We start from the raw sequence: 12218 nt of genomic DNA on the forward strand, positions 1-12218 counted from the left end.
TGCACATGCGCACGACGGTGTACTTCGGCCGGCCATCCGGCCCGAGAATGCGTTTCTCCGCGTCGATCAGCTCGTACCGAGCTTCTACCGATACTCGCTGGCGAAGAACGCCGCGGCTTTTCCCAGGAACTCCTTCTCCAGTTTGAGTTCCCGGTTTTCCTTCTCCAGCTCCCGCAGCCGGGCCCGCTCAGAAATCGTCAGCGGCGGCTCCTCGCCGGCGTGCGCCTGCCGATACGCGTTCACCCAGTTACGCAAGGTCTGCTCGTTCACGCCGATCTCCCGCGCCGTCGACGGAATCGCCCGAGACTCCTCGACCACCATCCGGGCAATCTGGTCCTTGTACTCCGGCGTGTAGGACCTACGCGTCGCCATCACCATTCCCCCTTTACCTTCCCGAAGAGAAAAGATCTTAGTTGGTTCTCTCTCCGGAAGATCCAGGGCGGCTCAGGGCGGGTGTTTGCGGGGACGACGTGTCGATGTCGGTGTCGTTGCCTCGTGGCTGCTCAACGCTCGCTTAGCCGGCCGGGTCTGGCGTGGGCGCCGTGGTGGCGTCGGTGATGGCGGGCATGATGCGGGTGGTGCGTAGCACGGTGTTGTGCGCTGGGAGCCCGTTGCGGCGGCGGGTGCGGATGCTGCGGCGGGGTCGGGGGATCGGGCTGGTGGGTTGGGCGGCTTGCGGGTCGAGCACGGCGATGGCGCTGGCCAGGACTTGGGTGTTCGGGATGACCAAGGGTTCGTTGGCGGTGCGCAGGTGCAGGTGGATGAGCCCGAGTTCGGTGACGGTGCCTTCGAAGCTGCCGCCGAGGGTGCCGTTGTGCAGCCGGATGCGGTCGCCGACGGCGATGGTGCGGGTGAACAGCAGCACGACGCCCGCGACGAGGTTGGCGAGAGTCTGCTGCCCGGCGATGCCGAGCAGGGCGCCGGTGAGCGCGCCGCCGAGCAGGAGCTTCCCGACGGGTACGGCCAGCAGCCCGAGGGTGGTCAGGGCGGTGACGGCGGCACCGGCGATGACGGTCAGGATACGCAGCACGCTGGCGTGGGTGGGCCCGAGGCGGGCGGCGGTGATGGTAGACAGCCAGGCGGCGGCGCGCAGGACGGCGGCGGTCGCGGTGATCAGGAAGCCGGCGGTGCCGGCGGCGGCCACGAGCCGGACGGTGAGGTGCGGCGAGTGCAGGTCGCCGGCGGCGGCGACGGCCGCCGCGCCGGCGGCGAGCACGGTGAGGATCGCGGGTTGCCAGCCGGGGGCGGCGCGGCGCGGTCGGGCGTTGGTGGAGACGTAGACGGCGGAGCCGGTGGGCGCAGGTTGCGTGACGGGTCGGGCGGTCATGGTGTGCAGTGGTCAGGTGGGCGGCGGTCTGGGTTCAGTTGATGCCGTGCAGGACGTGCGCGGGTGAGCGGTGGTCGTGCACGTGCCGGGCGCGTGGCCCGGCGGTCGGGATGGTGAGGGTGAGCACCCCGTCGGTGTAGGTGGCGGTGATGCCGTGCCCGGTGGCGGGCCGATCCAGCTGGATGCGTTGGTCGATGTGGCCGTACGGACGGTGGCCGGTCACGCGCGTGGCATCCGGTATGTGCGGGGCGCCGCGCTGGGCGTGGATGATGATGATGGTGGTGCCGTCGACGGCGACGTCGAGGGTGCCGGGATCCAAACCGGGCAAGTCACAGAGCACCACGTAGTGGTCGTCGCACTGGTAGACGTCCACCGGGACGTCCGGCGCGAGAGCGCGGCGGTGCCGCGCGGCCGGCTGGCCGTGTCGGCGCGCGGTACGGTCCGGGGCGTTGATCGTGGTGGTCATCGGGTCCGTTCACCTCCTCGGGTCAGGTCTTGGTCCCGGCACCGGACGCGCCGGCCGCCGGGACCACCATGTGTCGTGCTCAGCTACGTCCCGGAGCGCCGGGTCCGGCCAGCAGGTGAGCGGCGTGCTCGGCGTGGGTCTCGTCGACGAGGACCTCGTAGCTGTCGGCGCGCATGCCGCTGATGGAGGCGAAGTCGCGGCGGCCGCCGGTGAGCGTGTGGGCGGCCAGTCCGAGCAGGGCGCCGAGCACGGCGCCGATGATCGTCCCGTTGACGGCGAGCAGCAGCGCGGAGACCAGCGGGTTGATGAGGTTGAACAGGCCGAGGATCCAGCCGAACAGGGCGCCGAGCACGGCACCGCCGATCGCGTTGTACGCGGCGGCCTTGGCGAGGGTGAGCCGGCCGGTGACCTGTTCGTAGCTGTGCAGGCCGCGGCCGACGATCGCGACGTGTTCGACCGGGAACTGCTGGTCGGACAGGTAGTCGACGGCCTGTTCGGCGGCGGTGTAGCTGGGGTAGGCGGCCACGGCCCGCTGCGCGGGCGCGGCGGTGGTCGGGGTTTCGAGGGTCGGCGTCATCGCGGTTGTCCTCCTTCTCGGTGGCGAATCAGCCAGAACAACAGGTGTGTTCAGTGCGGGATCAGCCGGCGTTGACGGTGATCCGGCGGGGCTTGGCGGTCTCGGTCTTGGGCACCCGTACGGACAGGACGCCGTCGGCCAGGTCGGCGCTGATGTGCTCGGTGTCGATGCCGCCGGGCAGCAGGGTCTGGTAGGTGAACTGCCCGACGCGGCGGGTACGGTGGCGCAGCCAGCCGACCTTCTCCTTCTCGACGATCTCACCCGTCACGCGCAACTGGTCACCGGCGACCTCGACGGTGAGGTCCTTGCGGTCGACGCCGGGCAGGTCGATCTCGACCAGGTAGGCGTCGTCGGTTTCGGTGACGTCCGCCAGCGGTGTCCAGCCGGCGCCGGTGAGCGGGTTGCCGGTAAGGACGGTGGAGAGCAGGTCGGTCATCCGCTGTTGCAGCTGGGCGAACTCGCGCAGCGGCTCATAGACCGCGGGGGTGCTCGCCGCGTTGGTGGAGCGCAGAATTGGAAGTGTCATCGCTTCCTCCACAGGTGTGTCCACAGCGCGTCGTGCGGGGTCGTCTGCGCGGCGCGCGCACGAATGGGGGCCGGTCACGGCCCGGCACCCGGGGGTGGGGGTGCCGGGCCGCTTCGGAGGTGACCGGGAGAAAGGTCATGGCAGGCGGCTCGACGGCCGCGAGAGTGTGGGTCAGGCCTTGATCTGCTTGCGGCCGGTGCTGCCGGAGCCGATGCTGATCTTGCGGGGCTTGGCCTTCTCCGAGACCGGGATGCGCAGTTCGAGGACGCCGTTGTCGTAGCTGGCCTCGAGCTTGTCGGTGTCGAGGGTGTCGGCCAGGAACAGCTGCCGGCTGAACACGCCCATCGGCCGTTCGGAGATCACGGTCTCGACGCCGTCCTTGGTGGTGCGCTGCCGCTGGGCCTTGACCTGCAGCACGTTGCGCTCGACGGTCAGCTCGATCGAGTCGGGGTCGACGCCGGGCAGGTCGAAGTACACGTTGAACCAGTCACCGTCGCGCTCGGCGTCGACGTGCATCACCGCGGGCCGGCCGGCGGTGCCGGTGAGCTGCTCGAAGACGCGGTCGATGTCGCGGAACGGGTCGGTACGCATCAGCATGGTCATCTCCTCCTCGGTGCTCCTTCACCCAAGGGTCTTCGGTTCCCGGGGATCTCCCGGTGGTTGAGTGGCATTGACTCAACTTGTCTCTACCGATACAACGAAGTCATGGCAGCGTCAAGTCCATCGTTCAAGAAATCTTCGGTGGCCGCCGGTGGGGCGGCCCTGGACGCCCGGTGGCAGTCGGAGGGCCTGTATCCGATTTCGGTGGTCACCGAGATGACCGGTCTGGGTGCACCCACGCTGCGCGGCTACGAGCGGGCCGGGCTGCTGCAGCCGGCGCGCACCGCGGGGGGCATGCGCCTGTACAGCCCGCGCGATGTCACGCTGGTGCGTCGGGCGGCTGTCTTGGCCGCCGAGGGCATCAACCTGACCGGTATCCGCCGGATCCTGGCGCTGGAGGCGCAGGTGTCGGCACTGCAGGCCCGACTCGCCGGCAGGGACGGCGCAGGGAGGCTTTCCGAAGCCGCTGCCGGGACAATGCCGATGGTTGAGCGAGGCGCGCATCGGTGAGACATCTACGGTCGGCCGTCCGAGGAGCGCCACTGCGCCGTGTGCCGCGCTGGCTGTGGCCGGTCAGGTGCCGAAGCCGGCCGCTTCGTCGGCGGCGGTGATCTGGGCGTGGAAGCGCTGGTGGACCCAGCAGGTCTCGCCGAGCAGGGTGATCTTCGCCCAGCGGCCGGCGACCGGGCCGAGCCGGGTGGCGCGTGGCAGGGTGCCGATCAGGCGTCGCGGGTTGGCGCCGCCGGAGAACTTGGTGCTGTCCAGCACGTAGATGGCGTCGTCGGTGACGGCCACGCACCGGTACTTGATCCAGAACATGGTGAGGCCGGTCAGGTACGTGATGACGAAGAACAGGAAGTTCGGCGCCGACTGGCAGATGAACGCCTGCCGGACCTGCGCGCCTTCGGGCAGCAGATGCGCGGCGCGCCGCACCAGGTCCTCCCGAGGTTGCCTCTCACGCGGCACGGCCGCCCCCGCGTCGTCCTTCACCGCCATTCCTATCCCATGTGTGCCGCCGCTGACCGTATCCATGCCGGCCGAAGGTGCGGCCAGGCTGGGCCGCATGCCGGCCGGGAATGCGGCTGCGCCCGCGGCGTGGAGCTCCGCGGGCGCAACTCTTTCGATCATCAGGGGCCTCAGGCCGAACCGGTCCCGGCCCGCGCAACCGGATCAGGTGCGCTAACCCATGATTTAGCACTCGCCGCCGCCGAGTGCCAGACAGATGTGATGTGAACTGGATCACAACGAAAGAGTTGACAGGACTGGGCTCAAGTTTTATTCGTTGAAGGTGAGAGCTTCGGCGATTCCCCCGTCCATGTGAAGGAGGTTGACCATGGGACGCGCCGTTGGTATCGACTTGGGCACCACCAACTCCGTCGTTGCCGTGTACGAGGGCGGTCAGCCGCAGGTGATCGCGAACGCGGAGGGCGGCCGGACCACCCCGTCGGTGGTGGCGTTCACCGACTCGGGTGAGCGACTCGTGGGGCAGTTGGCCCGGCGGCAGGCGGTGCTGAACCCGAAGGGCACGATCTCGTCGGCGAAGCGGTTCATCGGCCGCCGCCACACCGAGATCAAGACCGAGGCCGATCAGGTGTCGTACGACGTGACCGCCGGCCCCGACGGTGCGGTCCGCTTCGCGGTGCGGGGTAAGCAGTACGCGCCGGAGGAGATCAGCGCGCAGGTGTTGCGCAAGCTGGTCGACGACGCGGCCAAGCACCTGGGGGAGAAGGTCACCGACGCGGTGATCACCGTGCCGGCGTATTTCAACGACGCGCAGCGGCAGGCCACCAAGGCCGCCGGCCGGATCGCCGGGCTGAACGTGCTGCGGATCATCAACGAGCCCACCGCCGCGGCGCTCGCATACGGGCTGGACAAGAAGGGCCACGAGACGGTCCTGGTGTTCGACCTCGGCGGCGGCACCTTCGACGTGAGCATCCTGGACGTCGGTGACGGCGTGGTCGAGGTCCGCTCCACCGCCGGCGACACGCACCTGGGCGGCGACGACTTCGACCGCCGCCTCGTGGATCACCTCGCGCTGGAGTTCCAGCGCGACAACGGCATCGACCTGCGCGCCGACCCGCAGGCGCTGCAACGGCTCTACGAGGCCGCCGAGAAGGCGAAGACCGAGCTGTCGTCGGTGACCCAGACGCAGGTGAACCTGCCGTTCATCACCGCCGACGCGTCCGGCCCCAAGCACCTGATCACCACGATCACCCGGGCCAAGTTCGACCAGCTCACCGCGGACCTGGTGGAACGGTGCCTGCAGCCGGTGCGCCAAGCCCTGGCGGACGCGAAGATCAGCGAGAACGACCTGGACGAGGTCATCCTGGTCGGCGGCTCGACCCGGATCCCGGCCGTGCAGTCCCTGGTCAAGCGGCTGACCGGCGGCAAGGAGCCGAACATGTCGGTCAACCCCGACGAGGTCGTCGCGCTCGGCGCCGCGGTGCAGGCCGCCGTGCTGCAGGGCGAGGTCAAGGACGTCCTGCTGCTGGACGTCACCCCGCTGTCGCTGGGTGTCGAAACCCTGGGCGGGTTGATGACCCGGCTGATCGAGCGCAACACCACCATCCCGACCCGCCGTTCCGAGACTTTCACCACCGCCGAGGACAACCAGCCCGCCGTCGACGTGGTCGTGCTGCAGGGCGAACGGGAGAAGGCCGCCGACAACCGGATCCTGGGCCGGCTGCGCCTCGAAAATATTCCGCCGGCGCCGCGCGGGGTGCCGCAGATCGAGGTCACCTTCGACATCGACGCCAACGGCATCCTCAACGTCTCCGCCAAGGACTCCGCCACCGGCGCCGAACAGAAGATCACCATCTCCGGCTCGGGCACCCTCGACGAGGCCGAGGTGCAGAGGATGGTCGCCGACGCCGAACGGCACCGCGCCGACGACACGAAGCTGCGCGAGGCCGTGGAGGCCCGCAACACCCTCGACGCGGTCGCCTACCAGCTCGAACGGCGCCTGGCCGAGCTCGGCGACGCCGTGGCGGTGCACGACAAGGCCCGCGCCGAGATGCTGGTGTCCGACGCCCGGCAGGCGATCAAGGACCCGGCCCCGCTCGACCGGCTGCGGTCCCTGACGGCCGACCTGCAGCAGATGCTGCACGGCCTGGCCACGACCTCCGCAGGATCGACCGCCACCGGAGCCGGCGCAGGCACGGCGGCGGGTCCGGCCGCGGGCGAGGACGACGTGATCGACGCCGACTACTCCCCGGCCGGCTGACCCGCAGTGAGCGAGCGACACAGGGAGGTGACCTGAGATGACCAGCGCCCAGCACGATGCCCGCCCGCACGACGCGGACGCTGCGGCGCAAGCCGATGTGCCGGCCGGCGCGGACACCGCACCGGCCGGCACCCCGGCCGAACCCGGCACGCGGGATGCCGGGCCGACGGTTTTGGAGCTGGAGGACCGGTGGCGGCGGGCCGTGGCGGAGCTGGACAACTTGCGCAAGCGGTTCGAGCGGCAGCTGACCGAGCAGGCCCGCACCGAACGGGCCCGCACCGCGGCGGCGTTCCTGCCGGTCCTGGACAACCTGGAACTGGCGTTGCGGCACGCCGACGCGGACCCGCAGGCGATCGTCACCGGGGTCCGCGCGGTGCACGCCCAGGCGATCGACGCGCTCGCCGGCCTCGGCTTCCACCGCATCGACACCCCGGGCGTGCGGTTCGACCCGGCCCGGCACGAGGCCGCCGGATCGGTGCCCGCCACCGACGGCGTGCAACCGGGCACCGTGACCGAGGTGCACCGGGCGGGCTACGCCGCCGACGACGGGACGCTGGTGCGCCCGGCGGTGGTCACCGTCGCGCAAGCCGTGAAAGAGCAGGACGGCTAGGAAGGGGGTGAAGCGGTGGCTACCACGACGAAGGACTACTACCAGGTGCTGGGAGTCGAGCGGTCAGCCGGGCAGGACGAGATTCAGCGCGCCTACCGTAAGCTGGCCCGCCGCTTCCACCCGGACATCAACAAGGAACCCGGCGCGGAGGACCGGTTCAAGGACATCAACGAGGCCTACGAGGTTCTGTCGGATCCGAAGAAGCGCGCCCGCTACGACCGCTACGGCGCGCAGTGGCGGCAGATCCCGGAGGACTACGACGGCCCCATTCCAGGGACCGGCCCGTTCCGCGGCGCGGGCCGTCGGGTGTACGTCAACACCGGCGGCCCCGGGTTCGGCGAGCCGGGCTTCGACGAGGCCGGCTTCGGCGGTGTGGATGTGGAAGATCTGCTCGGTGGCCTCTTCGGCGGCCGGTCCGGCGGGTTCGGCCGGGGCGGCCGGGTGTCGGCGCCGGGCGCGGACAGCGAGGCCGAGATCGAACTCACGGTCGAGGACGCGTACGCCGGTGGGCGGCGGCGGATCACGCTGCCAACGCCGTCGGGGCCGCGCAGCTTCGACGTCGCGATCCCGGCCGGCGTGACCGACGGGCAACGGATCCGGCTGGCCGGGCAAGGCTCGGCCGGGCTCGGCGGTGGCCCGCGCGGCGACCTGTACCTGATCGTGCGGCTGGCCCCGCACCCGCGGTACCGGGTCGAGGGCCGCGACATCACCGTGCCGCTGCCGGTCGCCCCGTGGGAGGCCGTGCTGGGCGCGAACGTGCCGGTGGACACCCCCGGCGGCCGGGTGCAGGTGCAGGTACCGGCCGGGTCGTCGTCCGGGCGGCGGCTGCGGCTGCGTGGCCGCGGCATGCCCCACCCGAACGGCGCCGCGGGTGACCTGTACGCCGAGGTCAGGATCGTCGTCCCGGCTCAGGTGACGCCGGACGAACGGCAACTGTGGCAGCGCCTGGCGCAGACCGCCACCTTCGACCCGCGCGATGCTCGGGCCGCAACCTCATCAGGGGGCCGGTCATGACCCGCTACCTGCTGGCCCGGCAGGCGCCGGTATCGGCCTTGACGGTGACCCAGTTCGCCGCCGCGACCGGCCTCGACGCCTACGAGGTGACCCGGCTGGTCGCGCTCGGGCTGCTCGACGCCGTCCGCGGCCCCGCCGGGCCGCTACTGCCCGCGACGCAACTGGCCCGGGCCGCCCGCATCACCCGGCTCCGCGCCGGGCTCGGCTTGAACTACACAGCGCTCGGGGTGGTCCTCGAGCTGCTCGAGCGCATCGAACACCTGGAGGCCGCACTGCGCGCCGAACGCAGCGGCCGGAACGGACCGTGGAGGTGATCAGCTGATGGACGCCAACCGCCTGACCCAGAAATCGCAGGAAGCGCTGCACGACGCGCAAACCAAAGCGCTACGGTTCGGGCACGTCGAGGTCGACGGCGAGCACCTGCTGCTCGCCCTGCTCGACCAACCCGACGGCCTCGCGCCGCGCCTGCTGGCGCAGGCCGGCGCCGACCCCGACGCCGTCCGCGCCGCCGTCGAAGCCGAACTCGGCCGCCGGCCCCGCGTGTCCGGGCCGGGCTCGCAGCCCGGGCAGGTGTTCGTCACCCAGCGCCTGTCGCGGTTGCTGGACACCGCCGACCGGGAAACCAAGCGCCTCAAGGATGAGTACGTCTCCGTCGAGCACCTGCTGCTCGCCCTGGCCGAGGAGGGCTCGCAGACGGCGGCCGGGCGGGCGCTGCACGAGCGCGGCCTGACCCGCGACCGGCTCCTGTCGGCGTTGACCGGGATCCGCGGCAACCAGCGGGTCACCTCCGCCAACCCCGAGGTCGCCTACGAGGCCCTGGACAAGTACGGCCGGGACCTGGTCGCCGACGCCCGCGCCGGCAAACTGGACCCGGTGATCGGGCGGGACACGGAGATCCGCCGGGTGGTGCAGATCCTGTCCCGCAAGACCAAGAACAACCCGGTGCTCATCGGCGACCCGGGGGTGGGCAAGACCGCCATCGTGGAGGGCTTGGCGCAGCGCATCGCGCACGGCGACGTCCCCGAGGGGCTGCGGGACAAGACCGTGTTCGCCCTCGACATGGGTTCGCTGGTGGCCGGCGCCAAGTACCGGGGCGAGTTCGAGGAACGGCTCAAGGCCGTCTTGAGTGAGGTGAAGGCGGCCGAGGGGCGGATCCTGCTGTTCGTCGACGAGCTGCACACCGTCGCCGGCGCCGGCGGCGGCGCCGAGGGCGCGATGGACGCCGGGAACATGCTCAAGCCGATGCTGGCCCGCGGTGAACTGCACATGATCGGCGCCACCACCCTGGACGAGTACCGCAAGCACATCGAGAAGGACGCCGCCCTCGAGCGCCGCTTCCAGCCCGTGCTCGTCGACGAGCCGAGCGTGGAGGACGCCATCTCGATCCTGCGGGGTCTGCGCGAACGGCTGGAAGTGTTCCACGGCGTACGGATCCAGGACGCTGCGCTGGTTGCCGCCGTCACGCTGTCGCATCGCTACATCTCCGACCGGTTCCTGCCGGACAAGGCCATCGACCTGGTCGACGAGGCCTGCGCGATGCTGCGTACCGAGATCGACTCGCAGCCGGCCGAGTTGGACCAGGCCGATCGCCGGTTGCGCCGGCTGGAGATCGAGGAAGCGGCACTGGCGAAGGAGGACGACCCGGCCTCGCAGGCTCGGCTTGATCAGCTGCGCAAGGAGCTGGCCGACCTGCGCGGTGAAGTCGATGCCATGCGGGCGCAGTGGCAGGCCGAACGCTCGGCCATCCGCAAGGTCCAGGCGCTGCGGGAGGAGATCGAGCAGGTACGCCACGACGCGGACGCCGCCGAGCGCGCCTACGATCTGAACCGGGCCGCCGAACTGCGCCACGGCAAGCTCCCCGAGCTCGAGCGCCGGCTGAACGCCGAGGAGGAACGCCTGACCGGTAAACAAGGCGTACGCCGGCTGCTGCGCGAGGTGGTCACCGACGACGAGATCGCGGGCATCGTTTCGCGGTGGACCGGCATCCCGGTCTCCCGGCTGGTCGAGGGCGAACGGCAGAAGCTGCTGCGGCTCGACGAGATCCTGCACGAGCGGGTCGTCGGGCAGGACGAAGCGGTGCAGCTGGTCGCCGATGCGGTCATCCGCGCCCGCTCCGGGGTGAAGGACCCGCGCCGGCCGATCGGCTCGTTCCTGTTCCTCGGCCCGACCGGCGTCGGCAAGACCGAACTCGCCAAGACCCTCGCGGCGGCGCTGTTCGACAGCGAGGACAACATGATCCGCCTGGACATGAGCGAGTACCAGGAACGCCACACCGTCTCCCGGCTGGTCGGCGCCCCGCCCGGCTACGTCGGCTACGACGAGGGCGGCCAGCTCACCGAGGCGGTGCGCCGCAAGCCGTACAGCGTGGTGCTGTTCGACGAGGTAGAGAAGGCCCACCCGGACGTCTTCAACACCCTGCTGCAGCTCCTCGATGACGGCCGCCTGACCGACGCGCAGGGCCGTACGGTCGACTTCCGCAACACGGTCGTGGTGATGACGTCCAACATCGGCTCGCAGTACCTGCTGGCCGGGGTGACGCCGGACGGCGAGATCAAGGACGACGCCCGCACCCAGGTGACGGACGAGCTCCGCGCGCACTTCCGGCCGGAGTTCCTCAACCGCGTCGACGACGTCGTGCTGTTCAAGCCGCTGACCCTGCCTGAGATCGAACGCGTGGTCGACCTGCTCGTGCAGGATCTGCGCCATCGGCTGGCCGACCGGCAACTGGACCTCCAGCTGACCGAGGCGGCCCGCCGGCACATCGCCGCCGAAGGCTTCGACCCCGTCTACGGCGCCCGGCCGCTACGCCGCTACCTGCAACGCGAGGTCGAGACCCGGATCGGCCGCGCCCTGCTCGCCGGTGACGTCGCCGACGGCTCCACCGTGATCGTCGACCACACCGAGGGCGACGGGCTGACCGTCGCCTGGACCGCACCACACCATCCGAAGGAGGTCACTGCCGCTCAGGCAGCCTAAGCGGCGGCGCCGCCGGCGAACCGACAAAGAACGTGTCCCAAAGACCAGCACGCCGCTGGAGGTGATCATCATGTGGTTGCAGCCGCCACCGCCGGTGACCGACCGGTGGATCCTGCACATTGCCGCCGCCCCGCACCAGGTCGACGACGTCCTCGCCGACCTGTGCATTCACAAACGCGCCCGGCCGATCGGTGACCCCGACTACCCTGCCTACCTCGCCGGCCGGGAAACCCCGTACGAGCCACCCGCCTGGATGGCCTTCGCCGACGCCGAACTGCAACGCCGCGGCTACCACACCCTGTGGTGCGACCCCGACTGCCCACACCACCCATGGCCGCCACGCACCGAACCACCCGCCGCCACCCAGCCGGCGGCACGGCGGCACCGCTCGGGGACGTCGCTGCGCCGGCTCACCAGGGGCGTACCCCACCACCGCGCCACGAGCACCGCACCCGAGCGTGCCGACGCCGCGAAGCTGGCCGGATGAGCATCCCTACCCCGCAGACCCTTCGCAATCCAGGCAGGAGGACACCGCCATGGCCACCATCCACTCCGTGCTGGAACCACAGGCCCGCGACGCCACCGCGACGGCGCTGCAACAGACCCTGGTCGACCTCATCGACCTCGGCCTAGTCGCCAAGCAGGCCCACTGGACCGTCACCGGCCCCCGCTTCCGCAGCCTGCACCAGCAACTCGACGAGGTCGTCGACACCACCCGCACGCACGCCGACACCATCGCCGAACGCTGTGCCGCGATCGGCGTGGCCCCTAATACTGCTACGGCGGGTCGTAGCTTCCGAGGCGTTCGAGTCGTTTGCGGTAGTGGGCGGCTCGGGCGCGTTGGTTGCACAGTTGCCGGAAGGCTGACCAGGCCAGGACGTGTTCGACAGCGTGTCGTG

At 70.6% G+C, this 12218-nt stretch carries 15 protein-coding genes; 8 read left to right on the plus strand and 7 right to left on the minus strand.

The window, feature by feature from the left end:
• Window positions 1–84: 84 nt before the first annotated feature.
• The 6 genes from ACFQS1_RS39780 to ACFQS1_RS39805 form a co-directional block, all read right to left on the minus strand.
• Window positions 85–378, minus strand: coding sequence for a transposase (locus ACFQS1_RS39780; RefSeq protein ID WP_378978128.1), 294 nt, complete (start codon window positions 376–378; stop codon window positions 85–87).
• Window positions 379–514: 136 nt separating this feature from the next.
• Window positions 515–1327 (minus strand): mechanosensitive ion channel family protein, encoded by an 813-nt coding sequence (locus ACFQS1_RS39785; protein ID WP_378978130.1) that lies wholly within the window; start codon window positions 1325–1327, stop codon window positions 515–517.
• A gap of 34 nt (window positions 1328–1361) precedes the next feature.
• Entirely contained in the window at window positions 1362–1793 is a 432-nt protein-coding gene (locus tag ACFQS1_RS39790; protein WP_378978132.1) for an Hsp20/alpha crystallin family protein, read from the minus strand.
• A gap of 79 nt (window positions 1794–1872) precedes the next feature.
• A complete protein-coding gene (locus tag ACFQS1_RS39795) occupies window positions 1873–2370 on the minus strand; it encodes a YflT domain-containing protein (protein ID WP_378978134.1) in 498 nt (165 codons plus the stop codon).
• Window positions 2371–2431: 61 nt separating this feature from the next.
• Window positions 2432–2896 carry an Hsp20/alpha crystallin family protein gene (locus ACFQS1_RS39800; RefSeq protein WP_378978136.1) on the minus strand — a complete coding sequence of 155 codons (465 nt, stop codon included), beginning with the start codon at window positions 2894–2896 and terminating at the stop codon, window positions 2432–2434.
• A gap of 171 nt (window positions 2897–3067) precedes the next feature.
• Window positions 3068–3493 carry an Hsp20/alpha crystallin family protein gene (locus ACFQS1_RS39805; protein WP_378978138.1) on the minus strand — a complete coding sequence of 142 codons (426 nt, stop codon included), beginning with the start codon at window positions 3491–3493 and terminating at the stop codon, window positions 3068–3070.
• Window positions 3494–3637: 144 nt separating this feature from the next.
• Between ACFQS1_RS39805 and ACFQS1_RS39810 the strand changes: the two genes are divergently transcribed.
• A complete protein-coding gene (locus ACFQS1_RS39810) occupies window positions 3638–4006 on the plus strand; it encodes a MerR family transcriptional regulator (RefSeq protein WP_378978140.1) in 369 nt (122 codons plus the stop codon).
• Window positions 4007–4069: 63 nt separating this feature from the next.
• On the opposite strand, the gene ACFQS1_RS39815 is transcribed toward ACFQS1_RS39810, so the two are convergent.
• Complete coding sequence (locus ACFQS1_RS39815; protein WP_378978142.1) at window positions 4070–4486, minus strand: hypothetical protein; 417 nt, start codon at window positions 4484–4486, stop codon at window positions 4070–4072.
• Between the two features lie 343 nt (window positions 4487–4829).
• Here ACFQS1_RS39815 and dnaK point away from each other — a divergent pair, with 343 nt between their 5' ends.
• From dnaK to ACFQS1_RS39850, 7 genes are all read left to right on the plus strand, one after another.
• The gene (gene dnaK / locus ACFQS1_RS39820) at window positions 4830–6719 is read left to right on the plus strand and encodes a molecular chaperone DnaK (protein ID WP_378978144.1); all 1890 of its coding nucleotides are present in this window, start codon (window positions 4830–4832) and stop codon (window positions 6717–6719) included.
• Window positions 6720–6756: 37 nt separating this feature from the next.
• On the plus strand, window positions 6757–7329 hold the full coding sequence (locus ACFQS1_RS39825; RefSeq protein ID WP_378978146.1) for a nucleotide exchange factor GrpE: 573 nt from the start codon (window positions 6757–6759) through the stop codon (window positions 7327–7329).
• A 15-nt stretch (window positions 7330–7344) separates the two neighbouring features.
• Window positions 7345–8343: a DnaJ C-terminal domain-containing protein gene (locus ACFQS1_RS39830; RefSeq protein WP_378978148.1), complete on the plus strand. Its 999-nt coding sequence runs from the start codon at window positions 7345–7347 to the stop codon at window positions 8341–8343.
• Entirely contained in the window at window positions 8340–8657 is a 318-nt protein-coding gene (locus ACFQS1_RS39835) for a chaperone modulator CbpM (protein WP_378978150.1), read from the plus strand. The genes ACFQS1_RS39830 and ACFQS1_RS39835 overlap by 4 nt, the downstream gene beginning before the upstream one ends.
• Before the next feature lie 7 nt (window positions 8658–8664).
• Window positions 8665–11319 carry an ATP-dependent chaperone ClpB gene (clpB, locus tag ACFQS1_RS39840; protein ID WP_378978152.1) on the plus strand — a complete coding sequence of 885 codons (2655 nt, stop codon included), beginning with the start codon at window positions 8665–8667 and terminating at the stop codon, window positions 11317–11319.
• A gap of 70 nt (window positions 11320–11389) precedes the next feature.
• Window positions 11390–11806: a hypothetical protein gene (locus ACFQS1_RS39845; protein WP_378978154.1), complete on the plus strand. Its 417-nt coding sequence runs from the start codon at window positions 11390–11392 to the stop codon at window positions 11804–11806.
• Between the two features lie 49 nt (window positions 11807–11855).
• Window positions 11856–12218 (plus strand): Dps family protein (locus tag ACFQS1_RS39850; protein WP_378978156.1); only part of this gene is annotated, 363 nt, incomplete at its 3' end.

The organism is Paractinoplanes rhizophilus (assembly GCF_042664765.1).
In the GTDB taxonomy this organism is placed as follows: domain Bacteria; phylum Actinomycetota; class Actinomycetes; order Mycobacteriales; family Micromonosporaceae; genus Actinoplanes; species Actinoplanes rhizophilus.